At 40.7% G+C, this 20,351-nt stretch carries 16 protein-coding genes; 3 read left to right on the forward strand and 13 right to left on the reverse strand.

What is annotated here, in order from left to right; translation table 11 throughout:
- The first annotated feature begins 31 nt into the window (after positions 1 to 31).
- Positions 32 to 4,540 (forward strand): EAL domain-containing protein, encoded by a 4,509-nt coding sequence (locus H5180_RS09300; protein WP_145234903.1) that lies wholly within the window; start codon positions 32 to 34, stop codon positions 4,538 to 4,540.
- Positions 4,541 to 4,991: 451 nt separating this feature from the next.
- Here H5180_RS09300 and H5180_RS09305 read toward each other — a convergent pair whose 3' ends face one another.
- From H5180_RS09305 to H5180_RS09325, 5 genes are all read right to left on the reverse strand, one after another.
- Positions 4,992 to 5,951, reverse strand: coding sequence for an ion transporter (locus tag H5180_RS09305; RefSeq protein WP_145234904.1), 960 nt, complete (start codon positions 5,949 to 5,951; stop codon positions 4,992 to 4,994).
- 169 nt (positions 5,952 to 6,120) lie between these two features.
- The gene (locus H5180_RS09310; RefSeq protein ID WP_182734555.1) at positions 6,121 to 6,615 is read right to left on the reverse strand and encodes an adenylyltransferase/cytidyltransferase family protein; all 495 of its coding nucleotides are present in this window, start codon (positions 6,613 to 6,615) and stop codon (positions 6,121 to 6,123) included.
- The gene (locus H5180_RS09315; RefSeq protein WP_182758123.1) at positions 6,612 to 7,652 is read right to left on the reverse strand and encodes a M48 family metallopeptidase; all 1,041 of its coding nucleotides are present in this window, start codon (positions 7,650 to 7,652) and stop codon (positions 6,612 to 6,614) included. The genes H5180_RS09310 and H5180_RS09315 overlap by 4 nt, the downstream gene beginning before the upstream one ends.
- A gap of 30 nt (positions 7,653 to 7,682) precedes the next feature.
- Positions 7,683 to 8,615, reverse strand: coding sequence for a uroporphyrinogen decarboxylase family protein (locus H5180_RS09320; RefSeq protein ID WP_182758124.1), 933 nt, complete (start codon positions 8,613 to 8,615; stop codon positions 7,683 to 7,685).
- Positions 8,616 to 8,625: 10 nt separating this feature from the next.
- Complete coding sequence (locus tag H5180_RS09325; RefSeq protein WP_182731337.1) at positions 8,626 to 11,280, reverse strand: bifunctional acetate--CoA ligase family protein/GNAT family N-acetyltransferase; 2,655 nt, start codon at positions 11,278 to 11,280, stop codon at positions 8,626 to 8,628.
- A gap of 170 nt (positions 11,281 to 11,450) precedes the next feature.
- Here H5180_RS09325 and H5180_RS09330 point away from each other — a divergent pair, with 170 nt between their 5' ends.
- Complete coding sequence (locus H5180_RS09330; RefSeq protein WP_182731338.1) at positions 11,451 to 12,167, forward strand: SIMPL domain-containing protein; 717 nt, start codon at positions 11,451 to 11,453, stop codon at positions 12,165 to 12,167.
- 2 nt (positions 12,168 to 12,169) lie between these two features.
- Here H5180_RS09330 and H5180_RS09335 read toward each other — a convergent pair whose 3' ends face one another.
- The 8 genes from H5180_RS09335 to H5180_RS09370 all read right to left on the reverse strand — a co-directional run bounded on the left by H5180_RS09335 (position 12,170) and on the right by H5180_RS09370 (position 19,293).
- Positions 12,170 to 12,868, reverse strand: coding sequence for a hypothetical protein (locus tag H5180_RS09335; protein WP_182734559.1), 699 nt, complete (start codon positions 12,866 to 12,868; stop codon positions 12,170 to 12,172).
- Between the two features lie 138 nt (positions 12,869 to 13,006).
- Positions 13,007 to 14,839, reverse strand: a complete 1,833-nt coding sequence (locus H5180_RS09340; protein ID WP_145234916.1) for a DUF885 family protein — start codon at positions 14,837 to 14,839, stop codon at positions 13,007 to 13,009.
- An 81-nt stretch (positions 14,840 to 14,920) separates the two neighbouring features.
- Positions 14,921 to 16,057, reverse strand: a complete 1,137-nt coding sequence (gene hemW, locus H5180_RS09345; protein WP_182731341.1) for a radical SAM family heme chaperone HemW — start codon at positions 16,055 to 16,057, stop codon at positions 14,921 to 14,923.
- On the reverse strand, positions 16,054 to 16,653 hold the full coding sequence (locus tag H5180_RS09350) for an XTP/dITP diphosphatase (protein ID WP_145234920.1): 600 nt from the start codon (positions 16,651 to 16,653) through the stop codon (positions 16,054 to 16,056). The genes hemW and H5180_RS09350 overlap by 4 nt, the downstream gene beginning before the upstream one ends.
- Positions 16,654 to 16,656: 3 nt before the next feature.
- On the reverse strand, positions 16,657 to 17,100 hold the full coding sequence (locus H5180_RS09355; RefSeq protein ID WP_182758125.1) for a DUF4426 domain-containing protein: 444 nt from the start codon (positions 17,098 to 17,100) through the stop codon (positions 16,657 to 16,659).
- A gap of 51 nt (positions 17,101 to 17,151) precedes the next feature.
- A complete protein-coding gene (locus tag H5180_RS09360) occupies positions 17,152 to 17,685 on the reverse strand; it encodes a YggT family protein (protein WP_145234925.1) in 534 nt (177 codons plus the stop codon).
- A gap of 57 nt (positions 17,686 to 17,742) precedes the next feature.
- The gene (proC, locus tag H5180_RS09365; RefSeq protein WP_182731342.1) at positions 17,743 to 18,564 is read right to left on the reverse strand and encodes a pyrroline-5-carboxylate reductase; all 822 of its coding nucleotides are present in this window, start codon (positions 18,562 to 18,564) and stop codon (positions 17,743 to 17,745) included.
- A gap of 15 nt (positions 18,565 to 18,579) precedes the next feature.
- Positions 18,580 to 19,293, reverse strand: coding sequence for a YggS family pyridoxal phosphate-dependent enzyme (locus H5180_RS09370; protein ID WP_145234929.1), 714 nt, complete (start codon positions 19,291 to 19,293; stop codon positions 18,580 to 18,582).
- Between the two features lie 2 nt (positions 19,294 to 19,295).
- Between H5180_RS09370 and H5180_RS09375 the strand changes: the two genes are divergently transcribed.
- Complete coding sequence (locus H5180_RS09375; protein ID WP_145234931.1) at positions 19,296 to 20,336, forward strand: type IV pilus twitching motility protein PilT; 1,041 nt, start codon at positions 19,296 to 19,298, stop codon at positions 20,334 to 20,336.
- Positions 20,337 to 20,351: the final 15 nt, after the last annotated feature.

Genomic DNA, 20,351 nt, shown 5'->3' on the forward strand with positions numbered 1-20,351 from the left:
AATTTGTTAAAACAACCACGTGGAAATTTAGATGGGTCAATGGTTTAAGGCTAGTGTGTTCTTTTTGTTAGCCGCCTTTGTTGTTGCTAGCCAAGCTACTATGGCGCAGGTAAAACGCTTATCGCCAAGTGAAGGTTTATCACAAAGCTATGTCAATACCATGTTGATAGATAAAAGCGGCTATCTTTGGTTGGCGACTGAAGGAGGCTTAAATCGTTACGATGGCTATCAGGTAGTACATATTGCAGGGCCAAACGGGGAATTAGATGAAGCAATTATTGACCTTATATATCAAGACCCGGATGGTTATATTTGGATTGCATCGTTAGTTGCAGGGCTGTTTCGCTATGATCCAAGTACCGATAGTTATCAACAATTTTTATCAAAACCCACCAGTGAAGAACAAGTCTTAAGTCAGTCTGTATTTAGTATGGTTGCCACCGATAATAAGTCATTATGGATTGGCCGTGGTTGGGACTTTGCTCGCCTTGATTTAGCGACGGGCCAAATTGAGACTATTTTTGAATTACCAGAGCGCACTCGTAATACCGTGATCCGCGATTTATTACATTACAAAGGTTATATCTTCATTGCCGCCAGTACTGGCGCATATGTCTATCATATAGCAACTGGGCAATACCGAAAATTAGAGCATTTAAGCACCGAGCCAGACCATGTGTATCAAAATTATATAAAGTCGTTTGCAATAGGCGAAAATGAGCAACTGTTAGTGGGGGCCGTACGTGGTTTATATCAAGTTGATATTAGTGATTTACCGAGTATGTTTGAGCGCCCAGATGTGCCTTTTAAAAATAAAACCATATTGAACGATCTTAATATTTGGAAAATAATAAATGACCATGGGGTGCTTGATTTAGGCACCGATAAAGGTTTATTTAGTCTCGATTTGAATAGCGGTGAGCTGACTAAAAATAATAGAGTAAAAGAAAGTAAATACTCACTGGCAGATCCAAGTGTTATCGATATTGTCAAAGATAGTAACGGCGCTATGTGGACAGCTACTAAAAGTGATGGGGCATTTTATTTACCTTATGATAATTATCATTTTGAAAATGTTAATGCCAGCATGCTCTCCGGTGATGGTTTATCGCACCCTTCTATTTGGGGCATAACCGAGTATGAAGATAAACTCTGGCTAGCAACTCATAATGGTTTAACTGCGGTTGATTTAAAAACTAATCAAGGGCAAGTGTTTTTAAAAGATTATCAAGCTGATTTGTTTACCACTGAATTTAATATCTACGCTATTTCTCCTTATAAAGATAAATTGTGGCTGCGTACTAATCGCGGGATTTTTAGTTTTGATCCGCATAGCTATGAAATTTTTCCTGCAACAACAGCCGACCCAAGCCAGCAACACCTGATCACAGGGTGGATACATGGCTCAGTATTGATGCCAAATGGTGAATTATTTTATGTTCATTCTGATCATGGCATGTTTGTTTATAATATCGACAGCCAAAAGATCACTCCTTTAGGTGGTGAATTTGAAAAGTTTGAACCGTTTTTAGCTTATGGTTTCTTACCGCCTTTATCTACCAAACCTGACTCCCCGTTATTTTATAATGCAGGGGTGCTTTATCAGGTTGATCCAAACTCATTTGCTTTAACAAAAATCTATACCGTGCCACAGCAACACGAAAATGTAGCCGTTAATGTAATGTCTTATATTGTTGATAATAATAATGTGCTGTGGATCACGTTATCGAATTTTGGCTTAATTGGTCTTGATGCATCGAATTACAAGCTGTTGTATACCATAGATTTAGATAAAAATAAGCTCGGCACCTTATTGTACGATATGGTGTTAGATGATGCTGGAATGATCTGGATGAGTAGTCATAAAGGGATCTGGCGATTAAATCCAGAAAACAAACATTTTCAGCAATTTACGACATCAGAAGGACTGGTCTCTACCGAGTTTAATAGTGGTGCATTTACGCGTTTAAAAACCGGCCAAATAGTCTATGGTACGTTAAAGGGATTTAGCTATTTTTACCCAAATGATAATCAACCTAGGCATGGTTTAATTGATCATGTAAATATAACCAGCATTGATTTGATGTCTCGTGAATTATCTACGGATCTTAAGCAACCAATAAAAACAATCACCTTAGAGCACGACGATATAGGTCTTGAAGTGGCTTTTTCGGCAATGGCATTTAACTACCAAGAACGTATTATTTATGAGTATCAACTCTCTGATGGGCAAAAGTCTTATACCCGTAATAATAACCGAGTGCTATTTCCAAAACTTAACCCCGGCAAATACCAACTAAAAATTTGGGCTAAAGATCCGCTTACTGGCGACTACACACAACCGGCAGTATTGGACATTGTGGTAAAATACCCGCTATGGCGCGCGCCTCAGTTTATAGTGCTTTACGCACTGGTGTTTTTTGGATTAGTTGCGGCTTGGATTATGCGTCGTAATCGAATTCAGCAATTATTATTAGCAGCCCATAGAGAAAGCCAAGAAAGTGAAGCGCGCTTAAAGTTAGCATTAGAGGGCAGTCGTTCAGGGGTGTGGGATTGGCAATCTTCAAGTCCAATCATTTATCAACCACGACTTAAAAATGAGCTGGGTTATGATGTTGAATCGGTTAATTTGGATGATTATTTAGCAAAAATACATCCTAAAGATAAACAACATTTTCGTATCGAATGGTTAGAATTTTTATCCACCGAGAAAGGCTATTTTAACTGCACCTATCGTTTACGCCATAAATTAGGCTATTGGCGCTGGTATAAAGACTTTGGCAAAGTGGTTGCTTGGCAAGGAAGTACACCCGAGAAAGTGGCCGGCACTTACACTAATATGACTCGTGAATTAGTGTTTGAAGAACATGCCCGTTTATTTGGCGCAGCATTTGAGCAAACCCGCGATTGGGTCTTTATTCTGGATAAAAGTTTACGTATTTTAGCTACCAACAAAGCACTGCAGAGCGCATTTAACTTTCCTGTTGATTATCGTTCTAGCTGCTCATTACACTTAGGGTTAAGTCGTGTTGTAAGGGTTAACTATTTACGTGTAATGAAGGAATTGCAAGCTGGTGAACATTTTTCTGCAGAAGATACCGTTTACTTAGCTAATGGTGAATCTCGCCATGTATTAATTAAAGTCAGTGCTGTGGCAGATACTGAACAACGCTTAGAAAGCTATGTGGTCATCCTCACTGATATTAATGCGCAAAAGTTAGCTGAAAATGAATTGTTTTTATTAGCAAATTACGACAGTTTAACGGGGTTACCAAATCGTACTTTATTTAATGACCGAGTTGAACACGCACTTGAACAGGCAAAAGGCCAAAATTCAAAAGTAGCGTTACTCAATATTAATATCAAACGTTTTAAGTATTTTAATGACTCGCTAGGGCATGAAGCTGCCGATGAGATAATAAAGGCGGTGGCACTGCGGATCAAATCGCGTGTACAGGCCAAAGATAGTGTAGCCCGTTTTAGCGGTGATGAATTTATGTTGTTAGTCGAGGGCATTCAACAAATCGAAGAGGTTGTTTTACTGTGCGTTAAGTTGATGGCCAGCTTGAATGACAACATCATTATTAACAACCAAGCGATTAGTGTCAGTTTAAGTATTGGCGTGGCGATTTCGCCTGATGATGCACTCAGTGCTAAAAGTTTAATTAAAGCGGCTGATATTGCACTGTATCATTCGAAAAAGAGCTTGGAAGGTTGTTATCAATTTTATAAACAAGAAATGAATCAGCATGTACAACGCTCTCTGCATTTAGAATCACAATTAACTCAAGCCTACCAAAATCATGCGTTTTGTAATCATTACCAAGTGATTGTTAATGCTAAAACTCATCAGGCCGAAGGGCTGGAAGTATTGCTGCGTTGGCCAGAAAATAACAGCTATGAAACGCAAGAGTTTGCGCTTGCTGCTGAGAGTATCGGTTTGATCACAAAAATTATGTTGCAAACCTTAGCTAGAGCGTTGATTGAACTTAAACAGTGGCAGTTACAAAAGCCTGACTTGTATGTGTCTATTAACCTGTCTGCACTGGATTTTGAGTATAAAAATTTAGTTGATGAAATTCGCAGTGCTCTAATTAATGCTGATGTATCAGCCAGCTCTGTGGTGTTTGAAATTACAGAATCAGTGCTGATGCATGATTCACCGCAAGCGTTAAATAGCATGTCAAAGTTGAAGCAACTAGGTTGTCGCTTATATATGGATGACTTTGGTACAGGTTATGCTTCACTCACTTATTTAAAGCGCTTTCCGATCGATGTACTGAAAATTGATCGCAGTTTTGTAACTGATATTGGTATAGATAGTGACGATGAAGCGATTATTCAGTCAACGCTTGCATTGGCGAAAAGCTTAGGTAAAGAATGCGTCGCAGAAGGCGTTGAAACTAAGCAGCAGCTTACCTTTTTGCGCAACTTAGGCTGTAATTTATTTCAGGGCTATTTATTCAGTAAACCAATCCCAGGTGATGATGTAAGCGCATTATTAAATAAAGACTGGCAGTCGTTGTTGAATGAAGACTAATGCTAGCTAGAGTTTTATTAAATGGTGAAAATATCAGTGCCGAGTTTATAAATGGTTACTTTTTTGAATTTTTAAGCTTAACTTGTTTTAGCAAAAAAATAACTATTATGAATCAAGGAAGTTATGAAGCCTGAGAAGCCTACTATTATGGATATGTCCGAATTTAAGCCATCAGCGAGATGTCCTAATTGTAATTTGATTATGTACTTAGGAAACAGGTGCCCGCATTGTGATTATTTGCTCAGTCATACGGAGCAAAAAACTCAAAGAGAATTTTGGCTTAAAGTTCGAAATACTGGCTATATAAAAGGTATGGTCTTCTTTGCTTTCTTCTTTTTTATAGCTTGGGTTTTATTTGCTGAGTCATAACGTTTTTGAGACTCAACACTACAATTAAACCAATTGCGGTGTTGATGCCCTAAACAGTTGAAATTTTAACTAGAAGCTATATCTAGTCTTGGCGTTCACCGCAGTGACGACAATAAAGGTTTTTAGTGCGTGCACTAAGTTGAGACTTAATTGCTTTGTTTGCTTCTTGCTTACTTAAACCAAGCTTACAGCGCAAATTCTCTAGATGCTCCAGTTGCGCATCATCTAGTTTGCCATCTAGCTCGCCATCATGCAGACATTCATGCACCGCATCACTAAACATGATCCTACGCTTACGTAGCTGTTCAGAGAAACTCGAAGCTAATAAGCCGGTGGGTATTGCTACCATTCCCATACTCAGTAACGTGATCACGCCGCCAAAAAAACGCCCTAGCGGTGTTACTGGCACAACGTCACCATAACCTACAGTGGTCAGCGTTGCCATTGCCCACCACATTGCCGCAGGAATGGAGCCAAATTTATCCGGTTGTATATCGTGTTCAATTAAATAAATTCCGCAGGAAGCTAAAATTAGCACCACTGCCATTATAAAGAATGCGGCCAAAAGCGAACTGCTTTCATCACGAAATGATTGTAAAAGTAGCTGCATTGCTCGTGAGTAACGAGTGAGCTTAAAAACACGTAGGAGTCTGAGCACTCTTAAAAAACGTAAATCAAAGGTGATAAACATCATTAAGAGCGTGGGCAGGATTGCCATGAGATCAATTAAGGCTAAAGGAGAGAGTAAATATTTTAAACGGCGTTGAAAATTACCACAGTCTAGACTTTTGTACTCGGCACGTTCTACGCATGACCAAAGGCGAAGTAAATACTCGATGGCAAAAATACTAACCGAGACAAGCTCAAGTATTAAAAATTCATACTTATATTGCTGAGCCAAACTGACCACGGATTCAAGCACAATTGCAATCACATTAATCATTATCAGCGATATTAGAAATATATCGATGTAATGACCAGTCTTACGGTACTCTCCATTACCTTCAAAAAATAGCGCTGTGCGTTTACGTAAATTATTCAAATTAAATCCGTGTTCTTTTAAAAATAATACTGGTTTAGAGTTTAGAGTTTAGAGTTTAGCTTATAGCGACTATTCAAAGGCTATAAATATGGTTATGTCAGATTGTACATTGTCGTATTGAGTGTGCATATAAGCGGTAAAAACTTGTAATGTAGAATTAAAACGTGCATTACAAACTATCGGAATAAGATGTGATTATTTTTTTCTTAATACCCGAGCTCGAAATATTAGGTGTTTGTGGTGCAAACATGACATCAATATCGTACGCTTGTAATGCATCAGCGGCTTCATTCCAGCGCTCACTATTTTGCCATTGCCCGCCAACAACCACCTTATTTACTCCCCATGCTTGTATCCATTTACAAGTGCTCTGAGTCTTTACTATTGGACTTGGCACTAAGGCAACGTGATCCACGATCGCCAGTGCGCTTATAATCGCCATTCTTTCATGCTGATTAATGATCGGAAACGTATTTTTATTTTCAAAGCATAAGTCATCTGACGCAACCGCAACAAACAGTTCGCTTCCTTGTGCTTTAGCAAATTTTAAATAATTTAAATGACCAATATGAAATAAGTCAAATACACCAAGAGCCAAACAGCGCGTATTATGACTGCTTTTATTATCTGAATTTAAGCTATGTATTTGTGAGTTTAGAGTCATGTAGGCATACTTTCGGCTTTATCGGTTAATTTTTTTATTAATTCGTCGTTATTATCAAAAAAAGTAAGTTGGTTTAATATGTGTTTTAATTTCCCCCATTCACTCATTAAGCATAACTTATAAAGCCTTGAATACACAAAGCACTGTGTTAATAACGAGAATGAGCGAATATTTTTTGCGCATAAAATAGTATCAAAAAGAGGGTCGGGTGTTTGCCAATCTCCATAAAGCGCACTTAATATCAGTTCAGGTTGTGCTAGATGCCATACGTTGCCAAAGGGAGTTGTTTTTTCTACTAAATTTAAGGTTGGATATTGTGTAATTCTATTCCACTCAAAGGGAATATCACTCATCCAAAGCCCACAAATAGTTTGTTGGTTGGCGGTATCAACACCAAAGCCACAAATGTCCAAGGTCACTCCATCTGGGTGAGCAAAGCATCGTGGGTTAATTAAGTCATAAGAGCGCATATGTTCATGCCAGCCTTGGCTTTTTAAAAGTGTAATAGCCTGCTCCATTTGCCCCCAATCAACTCCAATATCAATATCTTTATCAAAAGGGAGAATTGCACCTTCGCGTATGATGCCCAATAAGCTACCTGCTGTGGCAAAGGATTTAATGTTTTCTTGGCGTAAAAGGGCAAGGGTTTTCCATAGCAAGGCCTCATGTATTTTGGTATCGAATTCAACTTTTGGTTGTTGTTTGTAGCTATGGATGGGTGGAGTGTCTAAAAACATCTCTAATGCATGGCGATATTGTGCAACCGCTAAGGGAAGCTCACGTGCTTGTTGGTAGCACATACCTAAGGTATAACTAAGCTCACTTGAAGCTGGGTGTGCTGCCATGTAAGCTATTAATGGCGCTATGTGATTTTTTGCTGTGCCCTCTATCAGTGCTATTTCGGTCAAATAACGATGTGCAATCAAAGATGAGTGGTCTTTGCTCAGTACATATTTAAATTTTGCCTGCGCTAATTGGTATTGGTTTTTTTGGTATAACTCAATGCCTTTTATTAACTCTGTATGTATTATGCTCAATTGATTATTTTCCGTAGATATAAATAAAAATCACAGTTCTTTCACAATAGAACATGTTCTTAATAATGTATTGTTTTTAATGCTTACAGGTAGAGTGCAGCTTGGGGCAATAATGACTCTATTAAGGTCTAAGTTGCGGCGGCAGTATAATAAAAATTGTTCAATTTCTTCCGTTTTAAGTGGGCGCGGTAATAATAATTTATCCAATAGCCCTACAAATGTAATATCAGGGAAGCTAGTGAGCAAAGCTTTTATAGATACCACATCGTGGCAGTCATCAATTGATAGTAAAGAGAACCTGTTACTATCTAGGTAATCAAAATAAATGGAAGAACTGCAATGATAGTGAAGAAGGTGGTTTTGATGTGTTAACTGCGCTATGCATTGTTCATCATAAGGCGCTACAAGTGTTTTAAATTGCTGATAACTGCAAAATGCACCACAAGCATGAAAGCTGCAGTAGTAAATTCTAACATTTTTAATTAATAGTAAAGCTTCAATATATTGTGCTGTTATATCACTTAATAAAGATAACATCTTTTTGTAAGGTGCGCGCTCTAACTCGGCTGCAGTTAATGTACCCGCAAGCATTGAATTTAAATGATAAAGCGGAGAGTAAACCGTTGCAAAACACAGTTTATTCTCATTGCTAAAGTGCTCGCTAACACGTTTATGTGCTTCAATATTTATGAGTAGTTGCGGACAATCGTTTAATTCTTTAGGGCTTTTTTTATCATCTAACAAAGCTGATAAACTATGGGGGTAGCTGTTTTTTTCAACTGTTCCTAATGGGTTATGTTTGAAGTGCCGTTTAATGCCAAATGCGCTACATACACTATTACTATTACAGCTCAGTTTTATAAAGCAATGATCATGAATATCTTGGTATCTAATAACTGACTTTGCTAGTAAGTCAGCATCTAAGTCGATATTAGGCCAGTGTTTCCAGCTCGTTACTTTCAACTATAGTCCCTTATAACTTCAGTACCATGTTTATACTGCCTTCTTCAAAGTCGCGGCTGATCTTAAAGCCTAGTTTTCGGGCTAATTCAATCATTCCGGTATTTTCCGGCAGGGTGATACCCTCAATAAATTGTACGCCTTGGCTTTGACAATACTCAATAGCGGCGCGCATTAATAAGCCACCTAAGCCAAGGCCTTGGCAGTTTGAGCGTACTACTATAGCAAATTCGGCATGCACTTTATCTGGGTCCATTAACACCCGAGAGACGCCAAGCGTGGCGTTGTCTTGAGTGATAATAAACGCCATTTCACGATCGTAGTCAATTTGCGTCATTTTAGCGAGTTGATCGTGGTTAAATTGCGGCAGCTCACCAAAAAAGCGCTTGTAGCGATCTTCTTTGCTGAGAGATTGATCAAACTCTTGGTGCGCCTGTTCATCTTCTGGCTTTATTGGTCTGAGTGTCGCAAGGGTATTATTTTTAAGCGTCACTTGTTTAACCAGCTCAATTGGGTAAGGGCGAATAGATAAGCGTTTACGATGTGATTGTACTTGGTAGTGACTCAGGGTCATGGTGGCATCAAGCACCAAAAACTGGCCATTACTGGCTAAAATAGGATTTAACTCAAGCGAAGTTATATCGGGTTGATCAATTACCAGTTGTGAAATTCGCGTAAGCAATGCACACAGGCGATACTTATCAACTTTCTCAGGCAAAATGCGATCTTTAAGCACGCCTTTATCATGCGCCGCAGCAATTAAATATTTTGCTAAGTTCATATTCAAAGGTGGTAAAGCAACCGCTGCTTGAGCAAACTCTAGACCTGTGCCGGCTTCTCCTAGAAGTATTACAGGACCAAAATTAGACTCAGTTTTTACGGCAATGCGTAGTTCATTGGCCCCCGCTCTGGGAGCCATTTTTTGTAGCGAAAAACCTTCAATAATCGCATCAGGGTAGGTGTTTCTTATTCTTAATAACATTGCAAAAGCGGTTTGCTCAACTTCTTGTGCGTCATTGAGATTAAGTACTACACCACCGACTTCTGATTTAGATGGAATGCTAGGGCTGATCAGTTTCAGTGCCACAGGAAAGCCTAGCTCTATGGCTTGCTCTTTTGCTTCTGTCGGCGTGTATGCGACCTCGGTTTGAATACATTCAACGCCATAGTGAGCGAGTATTTGGCTGGCTTGATGGGTGGATAGATAGCTTTGCTGCTCTGCTAAAAACTCATTCACGAGCGCTTTTGCTGCGTGTTTATTGATTTTAGCGTCATCTGTGTTTGACTCTGGAGTTTGGGTTAAATGTTTTTGATTACGGCGATAACTTACTAAGTGCATAAAGGCACGTACTGCGCCCTCAGGGGTGCGATAAGTAGGAATGCCGTAGTTGCTACATACGCGACGGGCGGCATAGGCGGCATCTTCGCCCATAAAATTTGTGATCACATAAGGACGCGCCATTTTCGGTAGTTTATTCAACGTTTCAGCGATAATTAATGCATAGTCTTCACTTGGCGCAAGGGCCGATGGCGTGTGAATGATCAGTAGATTTTTTACTTCCTTAGCATGCAATAAAATTTCCAGTGCTTGTTGGTAGCGTGCCGGAACTGAGTCACCAAAAATGTCCACCGGATTAGAGGTCATATCCGATTGTGGGATCACTTTATTGAGCGCCGCACGGGTTTCTTCACTTAATTGTGTCAGCTTACCAGAACTTTGTAATAAGCTATCAACGGCCATTACGCCGGGGCCGCCGCCATTGGTTAAAATGGTGAGTTGTTCCACCTTTAATAATTTAGGATGCATGGCCAGTGTTTGTGTAGCAGCAAACAGTTCAGTTAAATCATTTACCCGTAACATACCTGCGCGTTGGAAGAGGGCGTCATACACCGCATCTGAACTTTGCTTGCCGCCAGTGTGAATTTCGGCAGCAAGTGCTCCAGCCGCTGTTTTACCTGTTTTAATGGCGATCACCGGTTTACTAAACGCAGCGGCACGAGCAGCTGAAATAAAGCTGCGGATATTCTCAATGTTATCGATGTACAGCAAAATAGCCTTCGTTTTTGCATCGCGACCTAAAAAGTCGAGTAGTTCAGCAAAGTCGATATCTAAACAATCTCCCACAGAGACAAAGTATGAAAAGCCAATTTCTTTATGTTTTGCCCAATCTAAAATAGTGGAGCACACAGCAGCTGACTGTGAAATAAACGCTAATTTACCAGGGCTTGCGATAGTGTGAGAAAAACTCGCATTGAGGCCAATATGGGGGATCAATAAACCCAAACAATTAGGGCCAAGTAACGATACTTTGGCATGTTTAGCGGCTTCTTGCAGTGCTGTTTTTTGTTCATGATTGAGTCCGGCTGCGATCACAATCGCATTTTTACAGCCAAACTCTCCCAGCTCTGCAATGATATTAAGTAGAGTGTGTTTGTTCGTACAAATAACTGCAAGGTCCGGTATTTTCGGTAGCGCCGCAATAGACGGGTAGGCCAACACGCCATGTACGGCGCTATTAGTCGGGCTTACTGGCATGATAGGGCCGTTAAATCCGCCTTGTAATAAGTTGCGCATTACTACAAATCCTGCTCGGGAAACGTTATTCGATGCACCAATCACGGCAACCGAAGTCGGATTGAAAAACTGACTAATGCGTTTTACACTCATGGTCTTTCCTTGCGGGTTATTTGTTTTTTAGCACGACGATGCAATAGAATCTTTTTGCTAACGACGCTCGCATCTTGAGGTGGTTTGGGTATATGCTCAATGTAACCTGTTTAAGTTGATTTTTCGAGCATCAAACCAACTTAACATTGATAATTATCAAAGGAACCTAAATGAATAAGCCAAATGGATATTACCAGTTGCTTGGCGCAGCTGTATTGAGTGTCGCTATACTTGGCTGCGGATGGATTTTAAAATCAGCAGCGCTTGATGTAAAAAATATGGAACGCACGGTTGAGGTTAAAGGATTAGCAGAGCGTGAAGTAACTGCTGATACAGTGATCTGGCCGGTACAATTTAGTGATGCGGACAATAACCTCGAAAAGTTAGTTGAACGAGTTGAGCAGAAAAATGCCGCAGTGATCGCTTTTTTAAAACTGCATGGCTTTGATGAACAAGAGATCAGCCAAGGTAGGCAATCAATTGTTGATAAACAAGCGCGCGAATATGGCGCTGATAATCAACAGTTTCGCTATATTGCCCGCGCAAATATTACCGTGTATTCGCAGCAGCCTGATAAAGTGCAAAACGCCTTAACTAAGGTGGGCCAGCTAGCCAAACAAGGTATTGCGATTGTGCAAGATAACTATGAAACCCGCATTGAATATTTGTTCTCTGGGCTAAACGATATAAAACCAGCAATGGTGCAAGAAGCAACCGAAAAAGCTCGCGAAGTGGCATTAAAATTTGCCAAGGACTCACAGTCAAAACTAGGTAAAATTCGCACCGCAAGACAAGGGCAGTTTAGTATAATCGACCGAGATTCAAACACTCCGCAGATAAAAAAAGTGCGAGTTGTAACCAGCGTTGAATATTATTTATCTGATTAATTTTATTTATGTTGTACAAGGTAGCGCTCAACTTGTTCTGTTTTACAGCGTAAGTAAGCGCCACTGAGCAGTATTTTATAGTCACTGAGTGGCTTTTCTGGGCTTGTTTGAGATAACGTGAGTAAGGCTTTTAAGAATGCGGTAGTGTTTATATTGCCCTGATTTTGTTTAAACTCAACTTCCATTAATGCCAGCAAGGCCGAAAATTCATGCTTTGGTAAGCTGTGTTGAGCTGGGTTGTTTGCAATGTAACTAGCAACTGGGGTCAGCCCGATATCATTAACTTGCGCTAATGCTTGCAGCAAGTTTTCGTTACTTTCAAATAGCATCAGTGAACGTACATAATTAAACGGTAAATTAGCCTCACTACACTCGCTAAATAAGCGGTGCAATACATTTTGCTGCTGTTGGTTTTGTTGTGTAAAACCATGATTGAACTTGAGACCAGGGGTAAAAAAACTTAATTGTTCGGTATTATTTAGCTGACTGATGATGGCTGTTGGTAGAGAGTGTTGAGTTAATATGCGTGTGGCGATATTTTGCAGATAAGTATATTTTACACTCATGCGTTGCGCACTGCTATATAAGTGCTGTAACTGCATGGCTTGTTGTATTGCAGATAAACTGGCAAAGCTATCAACAATGGCTTGCAACTGATGCTGCTGCATCTGTTGATTTAGTTGACTGATACATGTATCCATTATTAATCCTATACGTTACGTGTATATCAATTGCTTTATCCTAGCGTAAAGCACTTGTTGGTCAAGTGTTTATCTATCTTTCAGGCAATAAAAAAGGCCGTAGATACGGCCTTTGTATATGTTATAAAGTAAGGATGCTTAAGCTGCTAGTTTGCTTGCAACCCATTCATCAACAAAGTTTTCAAGTACGTTTAGTGGCACTGCGCCATTTTTAAGTACTACATCGTGGAATTGGCGAATATCAAACTTATCGCCTAGTTTAACCTTGGCAGCTTCACGAAGTTCTAAAATCTTCAGCATACCTACTTTGTAAGCAGTTGCTTGCGAAGGCATTACAATGTGACGTTCAACCATTTTAACGCCGTCAGACGTCGCGTTTGGCGTGTTATTTACGTAGTAATCAATACCCTGTTGGCGAGTCCACTTCATTTCGTGGATACCAGTATCAACCACTAAGCGACATGCACGCCATAGTTCCATCGATAGACGGCCAAAGTCAGAATAAGGGTCTGCATACATGCCCATTTCTTTTGGTAATAACTCTGAGTACAAGCCCCAACCTTCGATATAGGCTGTGTAGCCACCGAATTTACGGAACTTAGGCACGCCTTCAAGCTCTTGCGAAATTGCAATTTGCATGTGGTGACCTGGAATACCCTCGTGATAAGCCAGCGCTTCCATTTGATACGTTGGCATTGCTTCCATGTCGTAAAGGTTAGCGTAGTAAACACCCGGGCGTGAACCATCTGGTGCAGGCTGTTGGTAGAATGCTTTACCAGCCGCTTTTTCACGGAATGCTTCAACACGCTTAACAATCATGTCGGCTTTAGGCTTAACAATGAATAGCTCATCTAAGCGTGATTTCATGGTGTTAATAAGTGCCGTGGCTTCGTCAAGGTATTGCTGCTTACCTGCTTCAGTATTAGGTAAGTAAAATTGCTTATCGGTTTTCATAAACTGCATAAAGGCTTTTAAATCGCCTTTAAAGCCAACTTTTTCTTTGATTTGGCGCATTTCTTCATGAATACGAGATACTTCAGCTAAACCGATGGTGTGGATTTCTTTAGCCGTTAAATCAGTAGTAGTAGTGCGCGCTAATGCGTTGTTGTAAAACGCTTCGCCATCAGGAAATTTCCAAGCACCATCACGATCATCAGCACGTTTTTCAAGCTGTGCTAAATAATTAATTAACTTAGAGTAAGAAGGTTTTACAGCCGCTTTAAGGGCTTTCTCAGCATCGCTGATTAACGCGTCTTTATCAGCTTGAGCAATTTCAAGCTTCGCAACTTTACGTTTAAAGTCGGCAAGTAAGGTGGAATCATCACCTTGTTCAAATGGCGCACCGTGAATGATATTTTTGCTTGAATCAATCACATGTGGGAATACAAATTTAGGAGCGATAATGCCTTTATCAGCACGTACTTCTAAATCGGTGATCAGTTGATCAATAACCGTGGTTACGCCATTTAAACGCGAGATATAGGCTTTGGCATCGGTAACATCAGAAATCTGGTGTTGGTTGATTAAAAAGGCCGGGATCATCGAGTGAGTACCAAACATTTGGTTCACTGGGTAGTTATGATAGCGCCATTTAAAATCAGCAATGCTGTTTTCAAGGTCTTGCTTTTTAAGGTCATAACTAACTTTTGTGGTGTCATCTAGGAGTTCGCGGTTAATAGCGTTTAATGCCACTAAATCATCTTTTGTTTGTTGATGATCTTTCAGTACGCGCGCTTCGCTACCGTCATCCCATTTGTCGTAGTCTTGTTTGATACCCATGTATGTTTGATAAACAGGGCTGCTCATCACATCACGGTTAAAAGTATCTTCGAAGAACGCATTCGCTTTGTCTATTTCGCTTTGTACAGGTTGTGCTTGTACAGTTGGCGTGCTTTGTTGCTCTGGTGTTTGCTGGCAACCACCTAGCAGTGCAATACTCACTGCGGCGGCGATAAAGGTTAGTTTACGCATGTTTTCCCTTTTGTTGTTAGAAACCATTGAAGGTTATTAATTATTATTAGTGTGTATTTGTTAGTAAAGTTTGGGTCGTTATTACACAAACAATTCTAGCAGGTCATTTAAAAAACGATGACCTTTTTGGCTTACCTGCCAGTGACTATCCGTTTGCTTAAGCAAACCCTTGGCAATGGCTTGTTGCAGCGCATCAGCTTGGCTTTGCAGCGGTAACTGAGTTAAGGCTGTAAAGTCACTAATTGGGCAGGCTTCAAATAACCGTAAGCGATTCATAAAGAATTCAAACGGTAAGTCGTGCTGTTCAACTGGCCACTGTTTAAATAAATAGGGCTTAGCTAAATCCATATAACCGCGAGGATGTTTTACTTTCTCAGTGCGGGTAATGATGCCTGTTTTAGCATCGGTTACCTTACCATGGGCACCACAACCAATGCCTAAATAATCGCCAAAGCGCCAATAATTTAGGTTGTGTTGACATTGGTAGCCAGGTTTTGCATAGCCGGAAATTTCATATTGCTGATAACCTGCCTCAGTAAGTAAGGCTTGGCCTTGCTCTTGAATATCCCATAAGGTGTCATCGGCCGGTAACGTTGGCGGTTTAGATGCAAATTGGGTATTGGCCTCAATCGTTAACTGATACCACGAAATATGTGGCGGATTAAGGGCGATGACTTTTTTCAAGTCGCTCAGCGCATCAGCAACAGATTGCCCCGGTAAGCCATGCATTAAATCAAGATTAAAGCTATTTAAACCTGCTTCATGAGCTTGCTCTGCGGCATATATGGCTTCATCGGCACCGTGAATACGCCCCAACGCTTTGAGCTTGTCGTCTTGCATGCTTTGCACACCAATCGAAATACGATTAATGCCAGCTGCCACATAGTCTTTAAAGCGGCCTGTTTCAACCGTACCGGGGTTGGCTTCTAAGGTGATCTCGCAGTTTTCACTTAGGCCAATTAATGAATCCACCGCCGTTAATAAATTAACGTAGGCCTCACCGGTTAATAAGCTAGGCGTGCCACCACCGATAAAGATTGAATGAATTTTACGTCCTTGCACTAAGTGCAGATCGGTTTTTAAATCATCAATTAAATGCTGCACATATTCCTTTTCAGGGAGCTCACCTTTTTGACCGTGACTATTAAAATCACAATACGGGCACTTTTGCACACACCAAGGGACGTGCACATATAAACTTAATGGTGGTAAATTCACAGGCCGCCTTTGAGCTTAAGCTCAGACAATAAACGTTGTAACGCCTGACCACGATGGCTAACTGCATTTTTTTGCTGTTTAGTCAGTTGCGCACTGGTGCATTCAAGTTCTGGCACATAAAAAATAGGGTCGTAACCAAAACCACCTTGGCCGTTTTGGGCTAAGGTAATTTGACCTTCCCAGCTCGCACTGCAAATCAGTGGGGTAGGGTCATCAGCATGACGCATTAATACCAGCACACACCAAAAGCGCGCACTGCGGTTTGGGTTGTCAGCAAGTTCGCTTAATAATTTATCAATATTATCTTGATCGCTAGCGCCTTCACCGGCATAGCGAGCTGAGTAAACGCCAGGGGCGCCGTTAAGGCCATCAACCTCCAATCCTGAGTCGTCAGCAATAGCTGGTAGCCCAGTTATTTTTGCAGCATGGCGAGCTTTGATAATAGCGTTTTCAACAAAGGTGGTGCCTGTTTCTGCTACTTCTGGCACATTAAAATCGCTTTGTGGCACAACGTTTATTTCAAGCGGGTTTAGCATTTGCGCCAATTCGTTGACCTTACCCGGATTGCCAGTGGCTAACACTAAAGTTTTTTTCATGAATTAATCTACGTAAAATTTTTGCTGGAACTGCAGCTTTTGAAATTGATTACCTTGTTGTATTTCAATTTCAAAGCGCAGAATTTCTTCGTTAGTAAAATCAACTTGCGCGAGGTAATAAATTGCATCGCCTTCGATGACTTCTTTGAAATCTAAGGTTTGCTTATTACCAAGTAGGTTTTTAGCAGTGCCTTTAAGAATGGCGGTTTGCGCTGTGGCATCGGTATCTTTTTTAAGGATTGAAATATTTACAATGCCCTTATAACCACTACGTTCTAGGCCATAGGTTTTAGCTATTCGTGGTTGAATAAAGGTTGACGGAAATGCAATGTAATGTACTTGCCATGGACCGAGTTCTTTGTATTGTGCGCCTTGCATTTGTTCACTGTGAGCACTAAAGGTAATGCCTGCCAGTGCAAAAAATAAAATACTTGCGAGCTTTTTCATAAATGACTCTTAAAAAAAGAGGCCTAGTAGGCCTCTGTGTTAATGATAAGGTTAGCCGACTAAATCCATAAACAGAAACTGGGCAAATTGCAGCGCGATAATCAACACTAAAATTGATAGATCTAAGCCGCCCAGTGGCGGTAACACTTTACGAATAGGTCTTAACATTGGTTCAGTTAGCTGCTGAAATACCGCTTCTACTGGATTGTTGCCTTGGCTTACCCAGCTTAATAACGCGCGAATAACTAATACCCAAAACAACAAGTTTAAGCCTTCTTTAATCACCGTTTCTAGCGCATCTAACAGTACAAATCCAACTTCCCATGTCGCGCCTACTAAAAATATCAGCGCAGTAGTTTTTGCAGCAGCGACAATGAACGCCAGTAATAACGAAGCTAAGTCTAGACCACCTAACCCTGGAATAATTTTACGCAGTGGATTAACAGCAAATGAAGTAGCTTTGACCACAAACTGACTCAACGGATTGTAAAAATCAGCCTTGGCGGCTTGTAGCCAAAAGCGCATTAATACGACCATTAAAAATAGATCGAATAGTGTGCTTATTAAAAATTGCATGGCGTTCATAACGTACCTTAATTAAAAACCTTAAACATAAATAGGGCTAAAAGCAGCAAAGTGCTTTTAAAGTTCTTGTTCCATTTGCTCTGCGCGAGCAATACAGGCATCCATTGCATCGGCGACAGTGTTAGTCAGACCGTGTGCTTTTAAATGTTCAACGGCTGCATGCGTGGTGCCACCTTTTGATGTCACATTAGCACGCAATTGTGAAATACTAATCTCAGGCTGAGATAGTGCCATTTCAGCTGCACCTAATGCTGTTTGCTGTACTAAGCGACGTGCGTCTTCACCGCTAAAGCCAAGTGCTTTGGCTTTTTCTTCTATGGCTTCCATAAATAAGAAAAAGTAAGCCGGTGATGACCCCGTAACAGCAATAACATCGTTAATTTGTGACTCTTGCTCAACCCATACCGCAATACCTGTACATTCAAATACTTGTTGCACAAAAGTGTGTTCTTGCTCGGTTTCGCCAGCACCAAATAAACCTGATACACCGCGCCCTAATAAAGACGGGGTATTTGGCATACAACGTACCATCTTAACGTCTTGTCCGAGCATTTCACGTAACCGCTTAACCGTTAAGCCTGCGGCGACAGAAATAAATAGCTTATCGCTAAAGTCGATACCCGAATCTTGAAATGATTGACATAAATCACCCATCATTTGCGGCTTTACAGACAACACAATAACATCGGCATCGCGCAGTGCTTGGTTATTATCTGCGGTGGTTTTAACCCCGAAATCCGCTGCTACCTTAGCGAGTTTTTCTTGGTTACGATTTGTTGCAATAATACTCGATGCAGCAAATCCTTTTTTTACCATGCCGCCAATAATGGCGTAGCTCATATTACCTGTGCCTATGAATGCAATTGTTTTATCTGACATATCTTAGTTATCACCTTAGCTTCGTTGGCCAAAAATATCCGTGCCGATGCGTACCATGGTTGAGCCTGCTGCAATCGCAGCTTCGACATCACCACTCATCCCCATCGACAGGGTGTCTATTTGAGGATATTGGGCTTTAAGTCTATCAAAGCAAGCACGTAATTGCTCAAAATATTGTATTTGTTGCTGTGGATCGTCAGTTTTTGCTGGGATTGCCATGACACCACGCAATTCTAAATGCGGGCAATGGTGAATAAATTCAGCGAGGCTTGCAAGTTTATCGGGGTGGCAGCCTGATTTTGAGTCCTCTAAGCTGATATTTACTTGGATCAGTACTTTTAAAGGGGCTTTATCTGCGGGCCTTTGATCGTTTAAACGTTGCGCTATTTTTTCACGTTCAATACTTTGCACCCAATCAAAGTGGCTGGCAACAAGGGCGGTTTTATTTGATTGAATAGGGCCAATGAAATGCCAAACAATATCGCTATAATTTGCTAATTGGGTTATTTTATCAACAGCTTCTTGAACGTATGATTCACCAAATTCTCGGTGACCTTGTTGATAAGCCGCTAGAATGAAATCAGCAGGTTTGGTTTTTGATACTGCCAACAAGCAGACATCGTGCTCATTACGATGATATTTTTTTGCCGCTAAGGCAATTCTAGCATAGGCGGACTTAAGTCGTTCTGCTATTGTAACCATATAATTATCAGTTAGTTGTGGAGTCATAAATGGATATTACCGAATTGTTGGCCTTTAGTGTGCAGCACAAAGCATCAGATTTACACTTATCATCAGGGGTTGCGCCAATGATCCGTGTTGATGGTGATGTGCGACGTATTAATATACCAGCGCTGGAAAACAAAGATGTTAACAGCCTAGTTTACGATATTATGAACGATAATCAACGCAAGGACTATGAACAAAACCTTGAAGTGGATTTTTCGTTTGAAGTGCCAAACTTAGCACGTTTTCGTGTTAATGCCTTCAACTCAAATCGAGGCCCCGCAGCTGTATTTCGTACCATTCCCAGTGAAGTGCTGACGCTTGATGATTTAGGTGCGCCAGATATATTTAAAACAATCTCAGATACGCCGCGTGGTTTAGTGTTGGTAACAGGACCTACAGGCTCTGGTAAATCGACCACCTTGGCTGCGATGGTGGATCATATAAATCAACACAAGCATCATCATATTTTAACCATCGAAGATCCCATCGAGTTTGTGCACGACAATAAACTGTCGTTGATTAATCAACGTGAAGTGCATCGCGATACGCATAGTTTTTCTAATGCATTGCGCAGTGCTTTACGTGAAGATCCAGACGTAATTTTGGTTGGTGAGCTACGTGATTTAGAAACTATTCGCCTTGCCATGACTGCTGCTGAAACCGGCCATTTAGTATTTGGTACATTGCATACTACGTCAGCCCCGAAAACCATTGACCGTATTATCGATGTGTTTCCTGGTGAAGAAAAAAGTATGATCCGCTCAATGCTTTCAGAGTCATTACGCGCAGTTATTTCACAAACCCTGTTGAAAAAAATTGGTGGCGGGCGAGTCGCAGCACATGAAATCATGATTGCAGTGCCTGCGATCCGTAACCTTATCCGCGAAGATAAAATTGCGCAAATGTATTCGTCCATTCAAACTGGCGCATCGCATGGTATGCAAACCATGGATCAGTGTTTAATCAATTTAGTGAATCACGGTGTTGTTACCAATGCTGAAGCGCGTGCTAAAGCACAAGATAAAAATAATTTCGGCGGCTAGGCCCGAGTAAGGAGC

It is taken from the genome of Pseudoalteromonas sp. SR41-4, assembly GCF_014163985.1.
GTDB lineage: Bacteria > Pseudomonadota > Gammaproteobacteria > Enterobacterales > Alteromonadaceae > Pseudoalteromonas > Pseudoalteromonas rhizosphaerae.